At 64.7% G+C, this 22647-nt stretch carries 16 protein-coding genes and 2 pseudogenes; 15 read left to right on the top strand and 3 right to left on the bottom strand.

From position 1 onward, the window contains the following. Nucleotides 1-3: 3 nt before the first annotated feature. The 10 genes from AB3X86_RS23630 (at nt 4) to AB3X86_RS23585 (ending at nt 13754) form a co-directional block, all read left to right on the top strand. On the top strand, nt 4-834 hold the full coding sequence (locus AB3X86_RS23630; protein WP_176111587.1) for a carbohydrate ABC transporter permease: 831 nt from the start codon (nt 4-6) through the stop codon (nt 832-834). Nucleotides 835-903: 69 nt separating this feature from the next. After that, the gene (locus AB3X86_RS23625) at nt 904-2034 is read left to right on the top strand and encodes an ABC transporter ATP-binding protein (RefSeq protein ID WP_368597890.1); all 1131 of its coding nucleotides are present in this window, start codon (nt 904-906) and stop codon (nt 2032-2034) included. A 280-nt stretch (nt 2035-2314) separates the two neighbouring features. Continuing rightward, on the top strand, nt 2315-4720 hold the full coding sequence (locus AB3X86_RS23620) for a glycoside hydrolase family 3 N-terminal domain-containing protein (RefSeq protein ID WP_368597889.1): 2406 nt from the start codon (nt 2315-2317) through the stop codon (nt 4718-4720). Nucleotides 4721-4785: 65 nt separating this feature from the next. Beyond that, nucleotides 4786-5553 (top strand): SDR family NAD(P)-dependent oxidoreductase, encoded by a 768-nt coding sequence (locus AB3X86_RS23615; RefSeq protein ID WP_184227002.1) that lies wholly within the window; start codon nt 4786-4788, stop codon nt 5551-5553. Then, nucleotides 5550-6434: an SMP-30/gluconolactonase/LRE family protein gene (locus AB3X86_RS23610; protein WP_368597888.1), complete on the top strand. Its 885-nt coding sequence runs from the start codon at nt 5550-5552 to the stop codon at nt 6432-6434. Before AB3X86_RS23615 ends, AB3X86_RS23610 begins: the two co-directional genes overlap by 4 nt. 156 nt (nt 6435-6590) lie before the next feature. Beyond that, nucleotides 6591-7586, top strand: a complete 996-nt coding sequence (locus tag AB3X86_RS23605; protein ID WP_368592106.1) for a LacI family DNA-binding transcriptional regulator — start codon at nt 6591-6593, stop codon at nt 7584-7586. Nucleotides 7587-7766: 180 nt separating this feature from the next. Next, complete coding sequence (locus AB3X86_RS23600; RefSeq protein WP_368597887.1) at nt 7767-9173, top strand: MFS transporter; 1407 nt, start codon at nt 7767-7769, stop codon at nt 9171-9173. 42 nt (nt 9174-9215) lie between these two features. Beyond that, complete coding sequence (locus tag AB3X86_RS23595; RefSeq protein ID WP_368597886.1) at nt 9216-11000, top strand: IlvD/Edd family dehydratase; 1785 nt, start codon at nt 9216-9218, stop codon at nt 10998-11000. A gap of 84 nt (nt 11001-11084) precedes the next feature. Continuing rightward, entirely contained in the window at nt 11085-12272 is a 1188-nt protein-coding gene (locus AB3X86_RS23590) for a fumarylacetoacetate hydrolase family protein (protein ID WP_368597885.1), read from the top strand. Nucleotides 12273-12311: 39 nt separating this feature from the next. After that, nucleotides 12312-13754 (top strand): aldehyde dehydrogenase family protein, encoded by a 1443-nt coding sequence (locus tag AB3X86_RS23585; protein WP_368597884.1) that lies wholly within the window; start codon nt 12312-12314, stop codon nt 13752-13754. Nucleotides 13755-13907: 153 nt separating this feature from the next. Here AB3X86_RS23585 and AB3X86_RS23580 read toward each other — a convergent pair. From AB3X86_RS23580 to AB3X86_RS23570, 3 genes and pseudogenes are all read right to left on the bottom strand, one after another. Further along, nucleotides 13908-14174, bottom strand: a pseudogene (locus AB3X86_RS23580) (DUF4148 domain-containing protein). A 198-nt stretch (nt 14175-14372) separates the two neighbouring features. Further along, the gene (locus AB3X86_RS23575) at nt 14373-15206 is read right to left on the bottom strand and encodes a DUF2182 domain-containing protein (RefSeq protein ID WP_368597883.1); all 834 of its coding nucleotides are present in this window, start codon (nt 15204-15206) and stop codon (nt 14373-14375) included. Next, nucleotides 15206-15967 carry a DUF899 domain-containing protein gene (locus AB3X86_RS23570; RefSeq protein ID WP_176365360.1) on the bottom strand — a complete coding sequence of 254 codons (762 nt, stop codon included), beginning with the start codon at nt 15965-15967 and terminating at the stop codon, nt 15206-15208. Before AB3X86_RS23570 ends, AB3X86_RS23575 begins: the two co-directional genes overlap by 1 nt. Nucleotides 15968-16134: 167 nt before the next feature. On the opposite strand from AB3X86_RS23570, the gene AB3X86_RS23565 reads away from it, so the two are divergent. The 5 genes and pseudogenes from AB3X86_RS23565 to AB3X86_RS23545 all read left to right on the top strand — a co-directional run. After that, complete coding sequence (locus AB3X86_RS23565; RefSeq protein ID WP_368597882.1) at nt 16135-17364, top strand: helix-turn-helix domain-containing protein; 1230 nt, start codon at nt 16135-16137, stop codon at nt 17362-17364. A gap of 14 nt (nt 17365-17378) precedes the next feature. Beyond that, nucleotides 17379-18053: a PQQ-binding-like beta-propeller repeat protein gene (locus AB3X86_RS23560; RefSeq protein WP_176121558.1), complete on the top strand. Its 675-nt coding sequence runs from the start codon at nt 17379-17381 to the stop codon at nt 18051-18053. Between the two features lie 434 nt (nt 18054-18487). Then, nucleotides 18488-20884, top strand: a complete 2397-nt coding sequence (locus AB3X86_RS23555) for an alkaline phosphatase family protein (protein ID WP_368597881.1) — start codon at nt 18488-18490, stop codon at nt 20882-20884. Nucleotides 20885-20990: 106 nt separating this feature from the next. Next, complete coding sequence (locus tag AB3X86_RS23550; RefSeq protein ID WP_368597880.1) at nt 20991-22421, top strand: cytochrome-c peroxidase; 1431 nt, start codon at nt 20991-20993, stop codon at nt 22419-22421. Nucleotides 22422-22565: 144 nt separating this feature from the next. Further along, nucleotides 22566-22647 (top strand): annotated as a pseudogene (locus AB3X86_RS23545) (IS5/IS1182 family transposase); the annotation flags it as partial.

Raw genomic sequence — 22647 nt, 5'->3', positions numbered from 1 at the left:
ACCATGAACAAGAAACTACGCTTCCCCCGTGTGGGGATTCCTCTGCTGGCACTGATCTGGCTGGCCGTCACGACGATTCCGTTTCTCTTCATGGTCGCGTCGAGCCTGAAGAGCCAGGAGGAGACTTTCGCGACGTCCGTGTGGGCGCCCCCGAGCCACCTGTACTGGGGCAATTACGCGGCTGTGCTGCAGGGGCCGTTCTTCACTTATTTCCGTAACAGCGTGTTCACGGTGGGCGTGTCGGTGCTGCTGATCGTCATCATCAGTGCGATGGCGGCCTACGTGTTTGCGCGCTTGCGCTTCTCGCTGAACAAGACGCTGTTCGGACTGGTGGTCGCCGGCATGATCGTGCCGCTGCACGCGACGCTCGTGCCGATCTATCTGCTCACGCGCAACCTCGGCCTCTACGACACCGCGTTCGCGCTGCTCGGCCCGTATGTGGCGCTCAGTCTGCCGGTGTCGATCTTCATCCTGACCGAATTCATGCGCCAGATTCCGCGCGAGCTCGAAGAAGCGGCGCAGCTCGACGGCTGCAGTCCGTTCCGCATCTTCTGGCGGATTTTCTTCCCGCTTTCGGCACCGGGGCTCGCCACTGTGACGATCTTCAACGGCATTGGCCTGTGGAACGAGTTCATCTTCGCGTACATGCTCACGTCGACGGCCGAGCACCGTACGCTGCCGCTCGCGATCTGGGACTTCATGGGGCAATACGCGTCGAACATTCCTTCGATGCTGTCCGTCCTCGTGCTGACCTCGTTGCCGCTGATCGTTGCCTACGCGTTCGGTCAGGAGCGCGTGATCAAGGGGATGATGGCTGGCTCGCTCAAGGGCTGATCCGCATCGCACACCACCTCGAATCGTGTGGGCCGCAGTGGCCCGCACACCGAACTTCGCAAAAACGACATGGCAAGCATCTCTCTCACTAACGTACAGAAGTCCTATACGAGCGGTAACTCGGTGATCCGCGACGCCAACCTCGAAGTCGGCAAGGATGAATTCTGCGTGTTCCTCGGGCCGTCCGGCTGCGGCAAGTCCACGCTGCTGCGCATGATTGCCGGCCTCGAATCGATCACCGACGGCGAACTGCGCATCGACGGTGAACTGATGAACAACGTCGAACCCGCGAAGCGCCAGGTAGCGATGGTGTTCCAGAACTACGCGCTGTATCCGCATATGAGCGTGTACGAGAACATGGCGTTCGGTCTGCGTCAGGCGAAAGTCGACAAGGCCATCATCGACAAGAAAGTGCGCAGCGCCGCTGCCGCACTGCAACTCGATAGCTATCTCGAGCGCCGCCCCGCTGCGCTGTCCGGCGGCCAGCGCCAGCGCGTGGCGATCGGCCGCGCGATCGTGCGCGAGCCGGGCGTGTTCCTGTTCGACGAGCCACTGTCGAATCTCGACGCCGCGCTGCGCGTGCAAACGCGTACTGAAATCGCCCGTTTGCATCGTGAGTTCAACCGTGCGAGCGCGGTGTACGTCACGCACGACCAGATCGAAGCAATGGCGCTCGCCGACAAGATCGTGCTGCTGCACGCCGGCGCGGACATGGAAAAACACGGCAGCATCGCGCAGATCGGCGCGCCGCTCGATCTGTATCACCGGCCGAAGAGCCGCTTCGTCGCGGGCTTCATCGGTTCGCCGAAGATGAACTTCATGCCGGCCACGGTCCGCGCGGTCGACGAAAAGGGCATTCAGGTCGAACTGACCACGGGCGAGCGCGTGCGCGCCGAGGTCGACGGCAGCAGGCAGCGCGTCGGCTCGCAGGTCACGCTCGGCATCCGGCCGGAGCATCTCGCCCTGCCGTCGGCGCAGCCCGGCGTGCAGTCGATTCGCTGCGCCGTGCGTCTGGTCGAGCGGATGGGCGAGCACAGCTACGTGCACGTGGACGGTGGCGTGCGAGACGGCAACACGATGATCGCCAAACTGCCCGGCGACGGTGGCGTGAACCACGACGAACGCGTCGAGTTGGCGTTCGCACCGCACGCGTGCCACGTATTCGACGACAAGGATTTCGCGCTGCCGCGTCTGCACTGATCCGCTTGTGACCGCGCTTTGCTGCGCGAAGCAGGCAAGCGCGGTCCTACTGAACCGCGTCGCTAGTCGCACCGAACGACCCGCAGCCGATCAAACACCGCGAATCTAGAGTCGCGGCCGCGTTCGGTCGATTAGCAGGACTGCGAAGTACGGAAAGTTATCTGAAATGGAACGGGATGGCTCCGGCCGAAGCAACGCCCTGCCGCACGCTTGTCAGGAACAACGGATTTGTCGGCGCTTCATGCGCTTCGTACACCAGGATAAATAAAAGGAGTTTTCGATGTTGCTTCGCCAAAGTGAGATGCCGCTCTACCGCAATCCCGCCGCAGCCGTGGAAGAGCGCGTGGGCGATCTGCTCGCGCGCATGACACTCGACGAAAAGATTGCGCAGCTCCATGCCGCGTGGCTGGTGCTGTCGGCCGATGGCAATCACAAGGCGCGTAGCATCGATTTCGCGCAGAGTGCCAACCAGATCACGGTCGACGAAATCTTGCAATATGGCCTCGGCCAGATCACGCGTCCGCTCGGCACGCATACGGTCGAACCGAAGGAAGGCGTGCGCGCGCTCAACGAACTGCAGCGCAAGATGGTCGAAGACACGCGCCTCGGCATTCCGGTGATGGCGCACGAGGAGTGCCTCGTCGGCCTCATGATCAAGGACGCGACGCTGTTCCCGTCGCCGTTGAACTATGCAGCGACGTGGAATCCGCGACTGGTCGGCGAAGTCGGCACGATCATCGGCGAGCAGGCGCGTTCGATCGGCTGTCACCAGGGGCTCGCGCCGGTGCTCGACGTGTCGCGCGATCCGCGCTGGGGCCGCACTGAGGAGACGCTCGGCGAAGACCCGTATCTGGTCGGCGTGCTCGCGTGCCATTACGTGAAAGGCCTGCAAGGCGAACAGCGCGATTTGCTCGCGACGCTCAAGCATTTCGTCGGTCATTCGGCGAGCGAAGGCGGCCGCAATCATGCGCCGGTGCATGTCGGTCCGCGCGAGCTCAACGACGTGTTCATGCTGCCGTTCGAAATGGCCGTGAAGCTCGCGAACGCGGGCTCGGTGATGCCCGCGTATCACGACGTCGATGGCGTGCCGTGTCATGGCGATCGTGCGCTGCTGCACGACACGCTGCGTGAGAAGTGGGGCTTCGACGGTCTCGTCGTCGCGGATTACGCGGGCGTGGACCTGCTTTACAGCCATCATGCGGTGGCGCGCGACAGCGCGTCGGCCGCGGCCCTCGCGTTCAACTCCGGGCTCGACGTCGAGCTGCCGGGCCACGAGTGCGCGGTGCATCTGAAGGAGGCGCTCGAGCGCAACGAGATCACCGAAGCGACGATCGACACCGCCGTCACGCGCGTGCTGCGCGTGAAATTCCAGCTCGGCCTGTTCGAGAATCCATATGTCGATCCCGAACGCGTCGACGTGAAGAGCGCGGCCGCGGGCGATACCGCGTATCAGGTCGCGCTCGAATCGGCGGTGCTGCTGCGCAATCAGGGCGACGTGCTGCCGCTCGACGCGAACGGCGCCGACAAAATCGCGGTGATCGGTCCGACCGCCGACGATCCGCTCGCGCTCCTCGCCGGCTATAGCTTCCCGGTGCATCTGATCAACAGCGGCGAGCAGTCCACTGCTTCGATTTCGACGCCGCTGCGTTCGCTGCGCGCGTTGCTCGGCAACGAGCGCGTGATTCACGCGCAGGGTTGCGACATCATCAAGGAACGCCGCGCGGGCGCGCCGGTGTTCCCGGGCGACGTGTCGCTCGATCTGACCGGCGACGCGCATTGCGACGAACTGATCAGCAAGGACACCGACGGCATCGCGGCGGCGGTCGAGGCCGCCCGGCAAGCGGGCGTCGCGCTGGTGTTCGTCGGCGATCTGGCGGGCCTGTTCCAGTCCGGCACGGTCGGCGAAGGGTCCGATACCGACAGCCTCGACCTGCCGGGCGTGCAGCAGGCGTTGCTGCAGGCGGTGGTCGACAGCGGCACGCCGACGGTCGTCGTGATGACTGGCGGTCGCCCGTACAATCTCGGCGGCCTCGAAGATCGCATCGCCGCGCAGATCATGGCGTTCGCGCCGGGCGAGCGCGGCGCCGAAGCGCTGGCCGATCTGCTGGTGGGCCGCGCCAACTTCAGCGGCCGTCTGCCGCTGTCGGTGCCGAAGAGCGCGGGCGCCGTGCCGTACGTGTATAACCATCGGCTGAAAAGCGCTGGAACGCCGATTGCGTACCATTTCGGCTGCCGCTATCCGTTCGGCTTCGGTCTCGGCTATACGCAGTTCCGTTACGGCGATCTCGCGCTCGCGCACAGCGAAGTGCCGATCGAAGACGGGACGATCGAGCTGAGCTTCACGCTCGACAACATCGGTGCGCGCGACGGCACCGAGATCGTGCAGATCTACGTGCGTGACCGTCACGCGTCGGTCGCGCGGCCGGTGCGCGAGCTGAAAGCGTTTGCGCGCGTGCCGCTCGCGGCCGGTGCCTCGGCGCGTGTGTGCGTGAAGCTGCCGGTCGATATGCTTAACTTCACCGACGCGCGCGGCGAGCGTATCGTCGAGCCCGGTGATTTCGATCTGCTCGTCGGCAGTTCGAGCCGCGACATTCATCTGAGCGCCACGGTCGCGGTCGCGGGCTCCGCGACCAGAACGCTCGAACGCAACTGGCGCATGCTGAGCGAAGTCGAGATCGTGGCCTAAGCGGCGGGTCGGGGCGGCGAGTGCCGCCCTGTGTGTGGTCCTACTCGTTTCAAGTGGAAAATCTGATGTCGTACGCAACCTATCCAAGCCTGGCGGACAAAACCATCGTCGTAACCGGCGGCGGCAGCGGGATCGGCGCCGCGATCGTCGAGGCCTTCGCGCAGCAAGGCGCGCGCGTGTTCTTCCTCGACGTCGCCGAGCACGATTCGCTCGCGCTGCAGGAAACGCTTCGCCACGCGAAGCATCAACCGCTGTTCCGCCGCTGCGACCTGAAAAATGTCGATGCAATCGAAAGCACGTTTGCGGCCATCGTCGAAGCGGCAGGTCCGATCGACGTGCTCGTCAACAACGCCGGCAACGACGATCGGCACGAAATCGGCGAGCTCACCGCGAGCTACTGGGACGACCGTATCGCGGTGAATCTGCGCCACCAGTTCTTCTGCGCACAAGCCGCCGCGAACGGCATGCGTCGCGCGGGGCGCGGCGTGATCCTGAATCTGGGCTCGGTGTCCTGGCATGTCGCGCTGCCGAACCTCGCGATCTATATGACGGCCAAGGCGGGCATCGAAGGGCTCACGCGGGGTCTCGCGCGCGATCTGGGCGGCGCGGGCATCCGCGTGAACTGCATCATTCCGGGTGCGGTGAAGACGCCGCGGCAAATGCAGCTGTGGCAATCGGCGGAGAGCGAAGCGAAGGTCGTCGCGAGTCAGTGTCTGCAACTGCGCATCGAGCCCGAGCACGTCGCGCGCATGGCGTTGTTCCTCGCGTCCGACGACGCGTCGCGCTGCTCCGGCCGTGATTACTTCGTCGACGCAGGGTGGTACGGAGAATGAGCATGCAGGTACCTGTGTGCGTATGGGCGGTCGGCGCCGAACTGGCTGAAGGGCCGCTGTGGCAGGCCGCCGAGAACGCCGTGTATTTCGTCGATATCAAGGGGCGCCGGATTCATCGGCTGTCCGTCGCGAGCGGGGAGCAACGGACCTGGCAGGCGCCCGACCAGCCCGGTTTTCTGGCGCCGCTCGCTAACGGCACGTTCGTGTGCGGGCTGCCAGGCGGCCTGCATCGCTTCGATCCGGCGAGCGGGGAGTTCAGCAAGCTCGCCGACGTCGAACCCCATCTGCCGGGCAACCGCCTGAACGACGGTTTCGTCGATGCCCAAGGGCGCTTGTGGTTCGGCTCGATGGACGATGCCGAAGAGGCGCCGAGCGGCACGCTGTATCGCTTGAACGAGCAAGGCGCGGCGATCGCGCAGGACGATGACTACGTGATCACGAACGGCCCGGCGATGAGCCCGGACGGCCGCACGCTGTATCACAACGACACGATGCGGCGCGTGGTCTATGCGTTCGACGTCGCCGCGGACGGCACGCTGTCGGGCAAGCGCATCTTCGCCGCGATCTCGGGCGACGGCCATCCCGACGGCATGGCCGTCGATGCCGACGGCTTCGTGTGGATCGCGCTGTTCGGCGGCTGGCGGATCGAGCGTTATTCACCGGCGGGCGAACTGGTCGATCAGGTGCCGTTGCCGTGCGCGAACGTGACGAAGCTCGCGTTCGGCGGCGACGATCTGCAAACCGTCTATGTGACGACCGCATGGAAGGGGCTGACTGCCGTCGAGCGCCAGCATCAGCCGCAGGCGGGCGGGCTGTTCTCGTTCCGAGCACCAGTGGCGGGACAGGTTCATGCTCGCTGCACGGTGGGCTTCGAGCGTTAAAACGACATAACACAGCGACAGGACAAGCCGCAAAACGCAACCCTGACGTTGCCTGGTCGCTCCGCAAGGAGCGGCCCGCTATCATGTGCGTTCCATGACTTTCGCGCATTCGCCCCGATTCCTATCATGACGTCCAGGCCGCCAGTCCCGCCCCGCATGTCCGATGTTGCCGAACGTGCGGGCGTCTCGAAGATGACCGTGTCGCGCGTGCTCGCGGGCCGCAACGTGTCGCAAGCGACCCGCGAACGCGTGCAAAAGGTCATCGACGAACTCGGTTACGTCGCCGATGCGGCGGCGGGCGCGCTGTCGTCGGGACGCTCGGAGTTCGTCGCGGTGCTGGTGCCGTCGCTGTCCAGCTCGAACTTCTCCGACACCGTGCGCGGCCTGAATGCCGCACTGAATCCGCACGGTCTGCAACTGTTGCTCGGCGACACGGACTACCTGCTGGAACAGGAAGAACTGCTGGTGCGCTCGATGCTGCGCCACCAGCCGCGCTGCGTCGCTTTGACGGGCGGCCGGCACACCGACGCGACGCGCATGCTGTTGCAGCGCGCCGGTATCCCGGTCGTCGAAATGTGGGATTTGCCCAGCGATCCGATCGATACGGTCGTCGGTTTTTCGAACTCGGCGGCGGCGCGCGCGATGGTCCGCCATCTGCACGAGCGCGGTTATCGGCGGATCGGCTTTATCGCGGGCGCCAGCGAGCGCGACCGGCGCGGGCACGACCGGATGCGCGGCTACGTCGCCGAAGTCAAGGCGCTGGGCCTCGGCGAGCCGCGCGTGATCCGGCTTGGCGATTCGCCGATCACGATGAGCCACGGCGCGCCGGCGATCAGCGCGTTGCTGGACACGTGGCCCGATACCGAGGCCGTGATGTGCGTGAGCGACATGTCGGCGTTCGGCGCGATCATGGAGTGCCATCGGCGCGGGCTGTCGGTGCCGGGCGACATCGCGGTTGCCGGTTTCGGCAACTTCGAGGTGTCGTGGTGCTGTCAGCCGAGCATCACGACGGTATCGGTCGATGCTTACGGCATCGGCCTGCGCGCCGGCGAGACGTTGCTCGCGGCGCTCGCTGACCGCGAAGCCGGCGGCGTGCATCGCAGGAAAGCGGTGAAGATCGATTTCACGGTGATTGCGCGCGATAGCGCGTAATGGGCGCGTCGCTGAATTCGCAAGCCGCGGAACGCGTCGAACTACCCTTAATCAGACAGATCAGGGATATCCCTTGGTTGTCCGGACGGTAAGCCCGGCGTAACATCCACAGCCAGAAATGTTACCGGTAACTCTGCCGGCAACGGCATTTGCCAACAAAACACGCTGATGGAGAAACGAATGACCGCTGTACCGTCCGCCATCGCCGCGCCCAGCGCGCGCGTCGACGAGTTCGAGGAAAGGACCTATCGCAAGGTCGTACGCCGGCTGCTGCCGATACTGTTGCTGTGCTATGTGGTTGCGTATCTGGATCGCGTGAACGTCGGCTTCGCGAAGCTGCAGATGCTCGACGATCTCGGCTTGTCCGACACCATGTACGCGATCGGCGCGAGCGTGTTTTTCTGGGGCTATTTCATCTTCGAAGTGCCCAGCAACGTGTTTCTGCATCGCTATGGCGCGCGTTTCTGGATCGCGCGCATCATGTTCACGTGGGGGCTCGTGTCGATGGCGCTCGCGTTCGTCGCGCCGCTCGCGCAGATCGCGCACGTCGAAACCGCGACGATGTTCTACATCCTGCGCTTCCTGCTCGGGCTCTGCGAGGCCGGCTTCTTCCCCGGCGTGATTCTGTATCTGAACTTCTGGTTTCCCGCGCAGCGCCAAAGCCGCGTGATGTCCGGCTTTCTGATCGCGATGCCGGTCAGTCTGATGCTCGGCGGCGTCGTGTCGGGCTGGCTGATGGAACATACGGCGGGCCTGCTCGGCTATCAGGGCTGGCAATGGATGCTGCTGATCGAGGGCGTGCCGTCGCTGCTGACCGCGTTCGTCGTGTACTTTTCGCTCGACGACGGCATCGACCGTGCCCGCTGGCTCACGCCCCAGGAAAAGAGCCTGCTCGCGGCGAATCTGCAGCGCGAAAGCGCGCACAAGACCGCGCGCTTCGGCTCGGCGGTGCGCGATCCGCGCGTCTGGCTGCTGGTCGCGATCTTGCTCACCTTCAATACCGGCTTCTACGGCCTCGCGTTCTGGCTGCCGTCGATCATCAAGGCGACCGGCGTGCAGGACCCGCTGCATATCGGCCTGTTGACCGCGATCCCGTACGGCGTGGCGATCGTCGCGACGCTCGCGAACGCCGCGCATTCGAAGAAGACCGGCGAGCGGCGCCTGCATGCGGCGATTCCGGCGCTGATCGGCGGAGTCGGTCTGATCATGAGCGCGGCTTTGGCGCATCATGTGGTGTGGGCGATCACGTTTCTGACGATCGCCACCGCTGGCATCCTCGCGTTGATGCCGATTTACTGGACGTTCCCGGGGCAGTTGCTGTCGGGCGCCGCGGCGGCGGCCGGCATCGCGATGATCAACGCGATCGGCAATCTGTCCGGATTTACCGGTTCGATGATCACCGCCGTGGCAAAAAACCTGACCGGCGACATCAACAACGGCACCTACGCACTCGGTGCGTGTCTGCTGGTCAGCTGCGTGCTGATCCTGCTCGTGCCGCGCACGATGCTGACGCGGGCCACGTCGAATGAAGACAGCGCGCCTGGCCGTGAGACGGCGCAGGCACGGAAACACGCAGAGCACGCATAAGCGCATATCAGCAACCCTCACCCAGATAGAGAGACACGCATCATGTCAGCATCCACCCCGCGCCGGCTGCGCAGCCAGGAATGGTTCGACGATCCCTCGCATGCGGATATGACGGCACTGTACGTCGAGCGATTCATGAACTACGGTCTGACGCGCGAAGAGCTGCAGTCGGGCCGGCCGATCATCGGCATCGCACAGACGGGCAGCGACCTCGCGCCCTGCAACCGGCATCACATCGAACTGGCGGCGCGCACGAAAGCCGGCATTCGCGACGCGGGTGGCATTCCGATGGAGTTTCCGGTGCATCCGCTCGCCGAGCAGAGCCGCCGACCGACCGCCGCGCTGGACCGCAATCTTGCGTATCTGGGTCTCGTCGAAATCCTGCACGGCTTCCCGCTCGACGGCGTGGTGCTGACCACCGGCTGCGACAAGACCACGCCCGCGTGCCTGATGGCGGCGGCCACCGTCGACATGCCGGCGATCGTGCTGTCCGGCGGTCCGATGCTCGACGGCTGGCACGACGGCAAGCGCGTCGGCTCGGGCACGGTGATCTGGCATGCGCGCAATCTACTCGCGGCCGGCGAGATCGACTACGAAGGCTTCATGGATCTGACCACCGCATCGTCGCCGTCGATCGGTCACTGCAACACGATGGGCACCGCGCTGTCGATGAATAGCCTCGCCGAAGCGCTCGGCATGTCGCTGCCCGGCTGCGCGAGCATTCCGGCCGCATATCGCGAGCGCGGCCAGATGGCCTACGCGACCGGCAAGCGCATCGTCGATCTGGTGCGCGAGGACGTGCGGCCGTCGAAGATCATGACGAAAGAAGCGTTCGAAAACGCGATCGTGGTCGCATCGGCGCTCGGCGCGTCGACCAACTGCCCGCCGCATCTGATCGCGATCGCGCGGCACATGGGCGTCGAGCTGAGTCTCGACGACTGGCAGCGCGTCGGCGAGCAGGTGCCGCTGATCGTCAACTGCATGCCCGCGGGCGAGTATCTCGGCGAGAGCTTCCATCGCGCGGGCGGCGTGCCGGCCGTGATGCACGAGCTCGCCAAAGCCGGCCTCGTGCACGAGGAATGTCTGACGGTGTCGGGCCGCACGATGGGCGAAATCGCGGCCGCCGCGCCGACGCCGGATCGCGAGGTGATCAAGACGACCGACGATCCGCTGAAGCACGGCGCGGGCTTCATGGTGCTGTCGGGCAACTTCTTCGACAGCGCGATCATGAAGATGTCGGTGGTCGGCGATGCGTTCCGCAAGACCTATCTGAGCGAGCCGGGTGCGGAGAACACCTTCGAAGCACGCGCGATCGTGTTCGACGGCCCCGAGGACTATCACGCGCGCATCAACGACCCGGCCCTCGAAATCGACGAGCATTGCATTCTCGTGATTCGCGGCACCGGCACGGTCGGCTATCCGGGCAGCGCCGAGGTCGTCAACATGGCGCCGCCGGCGGCGCTCGTGCGCCAGGGCATCACGTCGCTGCCCACACTGGGCGACGGCCGGCAGAGCGGCACGTCCGCGAGCCCGTCGATTCTGAACATGTCGCCGGAAGCGGCGGTGGGCGGCGGCCTCGCGCTGTTGCGCACGAATGACCGCATCCGCGTCGATCTGAATTCGCGCAGCGTCAACGTGCTGGTCGACGAAGCCGAACTCGCGCGACGCCGCGAAACCGTGAAGTTCGAGATTCCGGCCGCCCAAACGCCGTGGCAGGAGCTGTACCGCAAGACGGTCGGCCAGCTTTCGACCGGCGGCTGTCTGGAACCGGCGACGCTTTATCTGAAGGTGATTGCCGAGCGCGGCAATCCACGGCATTCGCATTAACCTGCAGGTGACAAGGCCGGGCTTCGCACGCAACGCGACGCCCGGCCTTGCCCGTTTCCCCACTTATTCGAAAGAGCCCATCCCATGTCCGCAACTTCCTCCTCCAGCTTTCTTCCCGGCGATCTGAACGACGCGCTGCTGATCGGCCGCGTGTGGCGCAAGACCGAGCAGCATGAAGGACCGTGCGTGGTCGTCGTGCGCGGCGGCGAGGTGTTCGACATCACCGCGAGCGTGCCGACCACCGCCGATCTATTCGAACGCGACGATGCCGCGCAATTTGCGCGCAGCGCGCCGGGCGCGCCGCTCGGGCCGGTCGCGCAACTGATCGACGCAAACCTGCCGGGCGCGAGCACCCCCGCCGTGCGCCTGCTCGCGCCGTGCGACGTGCAGGCGATCAAGGCCTGCGGCGTCACGTTCGCGGTGAGCCTGATCGAGCGCGTGATCGAGGAGCAGGCCGGCGGCGATCCGGCGAAGGCGAAGGAAGTGCGCGAGACGATCGCATCGACGATCGGCACCGATCTGTCGAAGATCAAGCCGGGCTCGGAGGCCGCGATGAAGCTGAAGGCCGAGCTCGAGCGTCGCGATGCGTGGTCGCAATACATGGAAGTCGGCATCGGTCCGGACGCCGAAGTATTTTCGAAATCGCAGCCGATGTCGGCGGTCGGCTTCGGCGCGGACGTCGGTCTGCTCGCCGCGTCGGTGTGGAACAACCCGGAGCCGGAGATCGTGCTCGCGGTGAATAGCCGCGGCAACATCGTCGGTGCGACGCTGGGCAACGACGTGAACCTGCGCGACATCGAAGGGCGCTCGGCGCTGTTGCTCGGCAAGTGCAAGGACAACAACGGCTCGTGCGCGATCGGCCCGTTCGTGCGGCTGTTCGACGACACCTTCTCGCTCGACTCGGTGCGCAGCGCGAGCGTGTCGCTGCGCGTCGAAGGCACCGACGACGAGTTCGTGCTCGACGGCGTGAGCCATATGAGCGAGATCAGCCGCGACCCGGCCGACCTCGTCGCGCAGACCTGCGGCCGTCACCATCAGTACCCGGACGGCTTTATGCTGTTCCTCGGCACGATGTTCTCGCCGATCAAGGACCGCGACGCGGCCGGCGCCGGTTTCACGCATCACCTCGGCGACCGCGTGACGATTTCGACGCCGCAGCTCGGCGCGCTGACCAACACGGTGCGCCTGTCCACCGAAATCGAACCGTGGACGTTCGGCGTGCGTGCGCTTTATCGCAACCTCGCGGCTCGTGGCCTGCTGGTTGCTGAATAACTGGATCGTCGCTGCAATTTTCGAAAGGAGAATCAGGACATGAGTCAATTTGCAAACTACATCGACGGACAGTGGGTCGACGGCGCGAGCGTATCGCGGAACGTCAATCCGTCGAATCTCGACGACGTGATCGGCGAATTCGCGCAAGCCGACGCCGCGCAGACGCACCGCGCGATCAGCGCCGCGCGCAAGGCTTTCGCGACGTGGTCGCTGTCCACGCCGCAGCAGCGCTTCGACGTGCTCGACCAGGCGGGCAGCGCGATCCTCGCGCGCAAGGCAGAGCTCGGCAAGCTGCTCGCGCGTGAAGAGGGCAAGACGCTGCCCGAGGCGATCGGAGAAGTGGGCCGAGCCGGCCAGATCTTCAAGTTTTTCGCGGGCGAAGCGCTGCGCGTCGGCGGCGAAATCGTGCCGTCGGTGCGACCGGGCATGACGGTCGAAATGACGCGCGAACCGGTTGGCGTGGTCGGCCTGATTACGCCATGGAACTTTCCGATCGCGATTCCGGCGTGGAAGATCGCGCCCGCGCTCGCGTACGGCAATACGGTCGTCATCAAGCCGGCTGATCTGGTGCCGGGCAGCACGTGGGAGCTGGTCAAGATCATCGCCGAGGCTGGCGCGCCGGCGGGCGTGATCAACCTCGTGATGGGCCGCGGCTCGGTGGTCGGCGAGGCGCTGGTGTCGTCGCCGCACGTGGATGCGATCAGCTTTACCGGTTCCGTCTCCACGGGCCGCGCGATCGGCGCGAAGTGCTTCGAGTCGGGCAAGAAATTCCAGCTCGAAATGGGCGGCAAGAATCCGATGGTCGTGCTCGACGACGCCGATCTCGACGTCGCGGTCGAAGCCTGCATCAACGGCGCGTTCTACTCGACGGGCCAGCGTTGCACGGCATCGAGCCGGCTGATCGTCACCGCGGGGATCTACGACCGCTTCATCGACGGCATGAAGGCGCGCATGCGCGCACTGAAGGTTGGCGATGCGCTCGCGGACGGCACGCAGATCGGCCCTGTCGTCGACGACAAGCAACTGGAGCAGGACGAGCGCTATCTGGCGATCGCGCGCGAAGAGGGTGGCACGGTGTTCGGCGGCGAGCGCGTCCAAGGCGTGACGCCGGGCAACTTCCTCGCGCCGGCGCTGGTCACGGAGACGACCTCGGCAATGCGCATCAACCGCGAAGAGGTGTTCGGGCCGGTCGCGTCGGTGATCAAGGTCAAGGACTACCAGGAAGCGCTCGCGGTTGCTAACGACACCGAGTTCGGTCTGTCGGCCGGCATCTGCACGACGTCGCTGAAGTACGCGAGTCATTTCCGCCGCCATGTGCAGGCGGGCATGGTGATGGTCAACACCGCGACGGCGGGGGTCGATTATCACGTGCCGTTCGGCGGCAGGAAGGGATCGAGCTATGGTCCGCGCGAGCAGGGCGCCTACGCCCGCGAGTTCTATACGTCGGTGAAGACCGCGTATATCAACCCGGGCGCGGTCTGACGCGACACTAGCAGGGCTTCCCAAAACGGAACTGGCCCGCCATTGCATTCAATCGCGATGGCGGGCCAGCAGGGGAAGCTGCAAGAGCGCTATGGCGAAGCGCCCCGGCAGGTACAGCTAAATCGACGGCAACTTTCCAACCGGGAACGCGGCTTACTGCGCTGCGCGGCCCTGTTGCGACGAACCGCTGGTCACGCCGCCGACCGCGCTGTTTTGCGCCGCGACGCGGGCTTCGGCAGCCTGAATGTTCGACGGATATTCGTTCGGGTTCGAACGCGCAGGGTTGTACCCGGCCTTTTCGATCTGAACCAGCTCTTCACGAACTTGCGCGCGGGTCAGCGGCTGGTTCGATTAAGCGAAAACAGCAACCGGAGCAGCGAGGGTAGCGGCGATAACGACAGCTTGAACGAGCGATTTCATTTTTACTACCTCCAGGTTTTGTCTTGTTAGGCTGCGAAACCGTTTGTTTGCAGCAGTGATGACAGTCTAGGGGGAGTCGGAACTAGGGTAAATACCTAATTCCTGAACTCACTGTTTCCATAACTAAAACAATATTGGGGCGGCAAGGCTGTCGAGCATCGATTTGCGAAGCGATCGACGGTGGATCGGGCGCGTGTATCAGCCGGCTGACACGGCTTGGACAAGCAGCCAGCCAGCGACGCCGATGGCTATGGCGCCGATCGCCCGTGCGACCCGCGCGCCGTCCGGCGCCACTCGCTCGGCGGTGATGGCGACCGTCACGGCAGCCATCAAGCGCAAATCCATCATGCCGGCGACCAGCAGAATCGCCGTCAACCCCGCACAGCAACCGGCACAATCCACCCCGATGCGCAGCCCGTAGCGCCAAGCGCTTGCCGCGTCGGCGGCGAGGCTCGGTGTCGCGCGACAGCAGGCGAGGCGGCGCGTTTTCCACGTGCTGAACTGCAATACGCCGGCGAGCAGGACGACCACGCCGGCCGCTAACGGCACCGAACGAGCGAGCGCTAGCCACCGCAACTCGAGCGTCGCGAGCGACGCACCGAGCGCAAACACGGCCGCGCCGAGCGCAGTCCATACGACGGCATACGCGCCGCTCACCAGCACGGTCAGCAGCGCCAGTCGCCCCGCGCTCGCCCGCGCGCCGACCGCGCCGCGATAGCGCAGCAGCGTCGGCATCAACGACGGCAGCATCATCGCCGCCATCATCACGATCCACATGCCGATGAACGATGCCGCGGTGCGGGCCCACGTGCGCCCGCAAGTCGGCATCCACAGCGTCGACATCGACCAGCCGCCTGGCATCGGCAGCGCGCCCATCGCCGACATCGACGCGTTGTGCGCCAGTGTCGCCGCGACGCTCGCGATGAACACCAACGCGCAGACGCCGACGAACACGCGCTGCGATAAGCGCATCGCGCGCCACGTGGAGAAGTGCTGCCCGCTCATGCAGGCAGCGCGCACGAGCGGGCCCATCACCGCTCGTACTCGTCGTGACGGCGCCACCAGATGCCTGTCTCGTTGCGTCCCTTCGGCGCGCGATCGAGCCACTGGTACATGCCCCACAGCGCATCGACGCCGCGCGCGTAGGTCGAATACGTGTGATAGACGACGCCGTCTTCGAGCACGAACGCGCTCATGCCGGGCCGGTCGCGCGAATAGGTGGCCGCGTCGGTGCCGCAGGTCGCCGCGAATTGCGCGACGGGTTCCGGCGCGGGACTCACGTCCATCGCGTGACTGTTGCGTGCGTAGTTGTATTCGATATCGCCGGCGCGCTGCTGTGCTTCGGTGAACGAGACATTGAAGTCGAAATTGAAATCGCCGCTTGCCGACGACGCCCATGGAAACGTCCAGCCCATGCGCCGCTTATACGCCTGCAACTTCTCGAGCGGCGCGCGCGACACCGCCATCAGCATCACGTCGTGATGCGCGAGATGCACGGCGAAGCCGCCGAAGCCGTCCGCGATCGACGAGCACGACGGGCAGCCCGCCTTATAGTCGGGCCCGAACATGAAGTGGTAGACGAGCAGCTGCGAACGTCCGCTGAACAGCTCGGCGAGCGACGCGCTGCCTTCGTCGGTATCGAAGCGGTAGGCCTTATCGACCTTCACCCACGGCAGCGCCTGGCGTTGCCGCGCGAGCTCGTCGCTGTGTCGCGTGTGGGCTTTTTCCGCGTCGAGCAGCGCGCGTCGCGCGTCGAGCCACTGTTCGCGTGTTCCGACCGGATGCGTGGTCATCGTGGGTTCCTCCGTGGGTCGTGCCGCGCCGCGCGAGCTCTTGCCCGAAGGCGTCGGTGACGGTTGATGGTCGTGCTAGATTAGAACCGGGCATCGCTCGGATGGGAGTGACAAGTGTGGCGGGATTCGCTTGATGCATTGACGTGCTACGCGCGGACTCGCACGCCGTGGACGCGCTGATTGCGGCGGCGGCGCGCGCGCTCGCGGCCGGCGATCCGCTCGGCGCGCTCGACCGCGTCGCGTTGCGCGACGACGCGCCGGCGCTCGCGCTGCGCGGCATCGCGATGGCACAGCTCGGCGATTTCGTGCGCGCAAGGGCGCTGGTGCGCGGCGCCGCGCGCGCGTTCGGCGCGCAGCATGCGGTCGCGCGTGCGCGCTGCGTGGTCGCCGAAGCGGAGATCGCGTTCGCGTCGCGCGATCTCGCATGGCCCGCCAGAACACTCGATGCCGCGACCGCCACGCTCGACGCGCACGGCGATCGCGTCAATGCCGCGCATGCGCGGTATCTGGCGGCGCGGCGTCTGCTGCTGATCGGCCGTCTCGACGAAGCGGAGCGCAAGCTTGCCGCGCTCGATCCGCGGCCGTTTCCGACCGCGTTGCGTGCCGCGCATGAGCTGGTGGTCGCGGGGGTCGCGCTGCGGCGTTTGCGCAGCGGCGCCGCCCGTGCCGCGCTGGCGCGGGCCGCACGCGCGGCACGCGAGGCCGGCATTCCGGCGTTGATCGCGGAAGTCGAAAGCGCGTCGGCCGCACTGAGCGAGCCGGTGGCGCGCATGATCGCGCGTGGCGAAGAAGAACCGATCCTGCTCGACGAAATCGAGAAGCTGCTGACCTCGAACCAGGCGGGCGGTCCGCTCATCGTCGATGCTTGCCGCTACGCGATCCGCGACGCCAACGCGGCGATTGCGCTGGCGAGCCGACCGGTGTTGTTCGCGCTTGCTCGCATGCTCGGCGAGGCATGGCCCGACGACGTGCCGCGCGACGCGCTCGTCGCACGCGCGTTCCGCGCCAAACGCGCCGACGAATCGCATCGCGCGCGGCTGCGCGTCGAGATCGGCCGGCTGCGCGCGGCGCTCGGCACGCTCGCGAGCGTCAGCGCGACGACGCGCGGCTTCGCGCTCGCCCCGCGGCAAGCGCGCGAGGTCGTCGTGCTGGCGCCGCCAGTCGAAGGCGAGCATGCGGCGCTGCTCGCGTTTCTAGCGGATGGCGAATCGTGGTCGAGTTCCGCGCTTGCCCTCGTGCTCGGCGCGAGTCAGCGCACCGTGCAGCGCTCACTCGACACGCTCGCCGCGGCCGGCAAGGTGCAGCCGGTGGGCGACGGGCGCGCGCGCCGCTGGATGACGCCGCCGCTCGCCGGATTCGCGACGGCTTTGTTACTCCCTTCCCCGTTCCCTTCGTGATTAGGATGGTCATCATGAACCACTCTGCCGCCAGAATCGTCCGCGAATATGGGCCCTTTACGGGCGTCGATAAAGTGCACGGAGTCACTTACGACGGCCGGCAGGTGTGGATCGCGACCGGCGAACGACTCGACGCGTTCGATCCGGCGAGCGGCGAGACGCTGCGCTCGATCGCGGTTCCCGCCGACGCGGGCACGGCCTTCGACGGCGAGCACCTGTTCCAGATCGCGAATGGCCGCATCCAGAAGATCGATCCGCAGAGCGGCCGTGTGCTGTCGACGATCGCGGCGCCCGGCGACGGCGGCCACTCCGGGCTCACCTGGGCCGAGGGTTCGCTGTGGGTCGGTCAGTATCCCGAACGGAAAATCTATCAGGTCGATCCGGACACTGGCGCGGTGTTGCGCACGATCGAATCGAATCGCTTCGTGACCGGCATTACGTGGGTCGACGGCGAGCTATGGCATGGCACGTGGGAAGGAGACGAGAGCGATCTGCGGCATATCGATCCGCGCACGGGCGAGGTGCTCGAGAGTGTCGAGATGCCTGCCGGCGCGGGTATCTCCGGACTCGAATCGAACGGCGCGGATCTGTTCTTCTGCGGCGGCGGCGGCAGCGGGCTCGTTCGTGTCGTGCAGCGTCCCGCGCGAGATAGCGGTTCGCAAATGACAGTCGATTCGACGAGCGAGTGAGCCATCACTTAAATAGCCAGCGCCGTTATTGGTCCTGGTATTTGGTTCATTTGTACTCCTCGATAACTTAGTTTATCGATAGTAAAAAAGCGAAATATTTCTTTTCGTTACTCTTATCGCGCCTCTCGTCCCTCTTCCTGCGAGGCCGTCTTTGCCTAAAAAGGCATCGTTTTTTTCAAACCTTTATGCATTGGTTCGCCTCACGCGAGGCGAATCGGGAGTATTTTTGCTGCTTCCCCGTGCATTGCGTCTTTTCAAAAAGATGTGAACTGAACCAAGTCAGGTTGTCACGCTAATCCTTATCGTGGGCAGACATACTTTTTACACAAACCCTTCATATTATTCGCTCGTTTTACTAAGTCTTGCCCCCCGATAAAAGAAGCGGTTGCCGAAACAACTCACACAGGGTCCTCCAAATGTCATCGCATCACAAAATGCGTCCAGCGCTTTGTCTAACGTCCGTTGCCGCTGCCTGCGTGCTCGCAGCTTGCGGCGGAAATTCGGACAGCCTCGCCTCCAGCAACAACAACGCCAGCACGACCTACTCGGGCGTGGTCGCGGCAGCTGCTTTCGTACCGGGCAGCGCGACCGGTAACCCGAACCTGAAGGCCGGCTACTACGCCGGTGCCACCGTGTTCGTCGATGCCAATGGCAACGGTGTGCTCGACAACGGCGAAGTCTCGGCGAAAACCGACGCGAACGGCCATTTCTCGTTGACCACGACCGCCTCGGGTCCGCTCGTCGCTGACATCACGACCTCGGCGACCAACACGGCATCGGGCGCAAAGGTGGCGAGCCACCTGATCTTGCGCGCTTCGGTCGACCAGATCGCCGACCAGGGCGCAGGCAAAGTCGTGATCAGCCCGATGTCGAGCGAAGTGCAGCGCCTCGTCGAAGCCAACGGCACCAAGTACGCGACCGAGAAGGCTAATCTGTCGACCCGCCTGTCGGGCCCGTCGTTCAACAACGCGTCGGTGACGGTTTCCGGCGCCGACGCCCTCGCCGACGTCAACACGCTGTCCGGCGCCGAGCAGTACGCCGTGCTGTTCGAAGACAACGCACTGACCAACCGCTACACGTACGCCACCACGAAGCTCGATCGTGGCGATATGTACCCGGACAACCTCGCTGTCAAGGGCGGTGATCCCCGTCTGGTCGGGACGAGCGCCACCGCGGCGAACCTCGTCAAGCCGCTCGAGAGCCAACAGCGGATCACGTTCGCGCAGGCACAGCAGGCCGCTTTCAACATCGAGGGCATCCCGGCCTACGACAATGTCTTCATCATCGTCGAAGAGAACAAGTCGACGGGCGCGATTCTGAACAACTCGCGGGCTCCGGCGATCAACAAGCTGCTCAGCACGTACAACCAGCTGACGACCTACTACTCGACCGGTAACCCGTCGGAGCCGAACTACACGGCGATGGGCGGCGCCGACGACTACGGCATTACCGACGACAACTGGTGGGGCTGCGGTGCCACTGGCGCCTATGCGATCAAGGACGTTGCCTTTAACGGCGGCACTGCTTCCGACGGTCAGCTGCTTCCGGTTACCGGCGTGCTCCCGCCGCAGGACAGCGCCCACCTCGCTGGTTTCAGCACGACCAGCGGCGCTGCCTGCAGCGTCAACCCGACCTCCGGTACGGTTCACAACGTGCCCGGCGACAACCTGTTCACGTTGCTGTCGAAGGCCGGTTTGACCGCGCGTACCTACAGCGAATCGATGAACCCTGGTCAGGACGCGCGCGCCGACAGCGTTGCGCAAAGCGTCTCGAAGGCGTACAGCGGCACCGCCATCGACGGCACGGTCATCCAGGATAGCCAGGCCTACCCGATGCCGGGCGGTCTCTACAAGGTCAAGCACGGTCCGTCGATCGCTTTCCAGGATGCACGCAACCTGCCGGAGTTCTACGCCGACAACCGCACGATCTTCGGCACGCAGTACAACGAAGCCGACTGGAAGAGCACGTCTCCGTACTCGATCGCCAACGGTGGCACCTACGACACGTCGAAGTGGATCTACGACCAGTTCAGCCTCGACCTGGCCAAGGGTGACGTCGGCAACATCAACTTCATCGTGCCCGACCAGTGCGATGACATGCACGGTGTCGGTACGGACACGGAGACCTGTAACGGCGGCGCGAACAGCAACAACGGTCAGAACGCCAGCATCACGCGGGCCGACATCTATCTGAACAATGTCGTCACCGCGATCCAGAACTCGGCGCTCTGGAAGAACCCGCAGAAGCGCGTTGCGATCGTCGTGATGTTCGACGAAGGTGAAGGTTCGTCCACGTCCTGCTGTGGCTGGAATGCTGGTGGCAAGACCTCCGGTGCAGCGCCGCTGGTGATCAGCAACGGCGCTGTGACCAAGTCGACGGCGCCGAGCGGCTACGCAAGCGGCAACATCGGCCACGGCAACTCGATCTTCGGCGTTATCACCAACCAGCAAGACGTCGGTACGGCGGCCAAGGGCATCGTCGACAGCGACGCCTACAGCCACTTCTCGCTGGTGCGCACGCTGCAGGACATGTTCCAGATCGCCGATCCGGCTGTCGATGCGTCGTACGTGAACCGCGCGAAGTACACGGAAGCGTTCATTCTGCAGAACATCGCGAACCTTCCCGAGTTCACCGGCAGCGCCGATACGCACTTCGACTCCGTTCGTCCGATCAACCACGCCTATGTGATCCCGGCTGGCCACGTGCAGAAGCTAAATCCGGCGGACATCACGGGCGTCAAGGACAACAACGGCAACCTGATCAGTACGACCGCGCTGACGACGCAGACGGGACCGGACGCAACGCAGAAAAACATCTGGTCGCTGAAGTAAGCGCGTGGTGATGCTTAAAGCTACCCCATCAGGCGGTAAATAACGCGGCACAGGGGAGCGGTATCGACCGCTCCCCTGTCCGTTAGAAGATCAAGAGAACAATACGATGCGTAAGACAGTTTTTCGCGCGGTCGCGTGCGTGGCCATCATGCTGAGCGTGGCCGGCTGTGGAAACGGCAGCGGCGACGCTTCAGCACCGAACACAGCGTCAGGCGCGACTACGGGGAGCACGAGTACTTCTGATGGGAGCACATTGAGCCTTGCCGCTCAGGCCGGTCAGAAACTGTTCTTCGACTCGAACCTGTCCGGCAACAAGAACATGGCGTGCGCGACTTGCCATGACCCTGCCTATGCCTATGGGCCGCCGAACAGCCTGTCCGTGCAACTGGGCTCCGATCCGACGCAATCCGGCGCACGCGCCGTGCCCTCGTTGCGCTACAAGGACGCGACACCGCCTTATAACGACGTAGCGGCGAATCCGGATAACGTCACCTCCAACGCACCCGGAGGCGGCTTCATGTGGGATGGCCGCGCCGCAACGCTGGCCGACCAGGTCGCAATGCCGCTCCTCAATCCGGTCGAGATGAACTCCTCGAAAACGGCCGTGGTACAGGCGGTGCAGAACGCCTCTTACGTGGACCTGTTCAAGCAGGCCTTCGGCGCGGATGTGTTCAGCAACCCCGACGCCGCCTTCGCCGATGTCGGCAAAGCGATCGAGGCCTATGAACATGAAGACACCAGTTTCCACCCGTACACGAGCAAGTACGATCTCTACGTGCATAACAAGATCGGTGGAACTCTGACGGCGGCCGAAGCCCGCGGCCTGTTGATCTTCAACAGCGGCACCATCGGCAACTGCTCGGCCTGCCACTATGCCGGAGCCAACTTCGACGGCAACCAGGGCCTGATGACGGACTTTACCTATCAGGCGATTGGTCTGCCGCGCAACGATAATTCGATCCCGAACAATCCGTCGCCGATCCCGGCAAACCAGGATCCGAGCTACTACGACATGGGCCTGTGCGGGCCGCTACGGACCGACCATCAGCCGGGCACGGCAGGTATTGCGACGCCCGATCCCTACTGCGGCATGTTCAAGGTACCCACACTGCGCAACGTGGCGACCCGCGGCGCGTTCTTCCATAACGGGGTTCTGCATTCGCTGGTCCAGGTCGTGCATTTCTACAACACGCGAGACACCAACCCGGAATACTGGTACCCGGCCACCGGGGGCACCGGCACGCTCATCACAAACCCTAGCTATGCGCTGTTCCCGCAGTACGCGTGGGGTGCCACGGTGCAAAAGTTCAACGACCTGCCGGCGGCCTTCCAGGGCAATGTCGACGAGGAACTTCCGATGGGCACCGGCGACGGCGGCAGCAATACCTTGGGCAGTGGCACCCAGCCGCGGACCCAGGGCAGCACGCCCATCATGACCGAGCACGATATGCAGGACCTGATCTGCTTCCTGAACACCCTGAGCGACGGCTACAAACCGCCCGCAACGCAGCCCACCAGCGGCACGTGCGTAAACTGATTCCTCAACCTTGGACCGATTGTTTTTTGACGATGAAGCGAATTTCAACTACAGCGCGTAGCGCGGGTATTGCGGTTTCCCTGTTCTCGTTGATGCTGCTAGAGCGTGTTAGGAACTTCGATTGAGACCTGTTATCCTGGCGGGATGAAAAGAACAGACCGCAAAGGGTATCCGACTGATGTGTCGGATGAGGAATGGAGTTTCGCGGCGCCGTATCTGACGCTGA

This window comes from Paraburkholderia sp. BR14374, assembly GCF_040948685.1.
Taxonomy (GTDB): domain Bacteria; phylum Pseudomonadota; class Gammaproteobacteria; order Burkholderiales; family Burkholderiaceae; genus Paraburkholderia; species Paraburkholderia youngii.
Note: the sequence above shows the minus strand (reverse complement) of the source record. Positions and strands in the feature narration are given on the sequence as shown.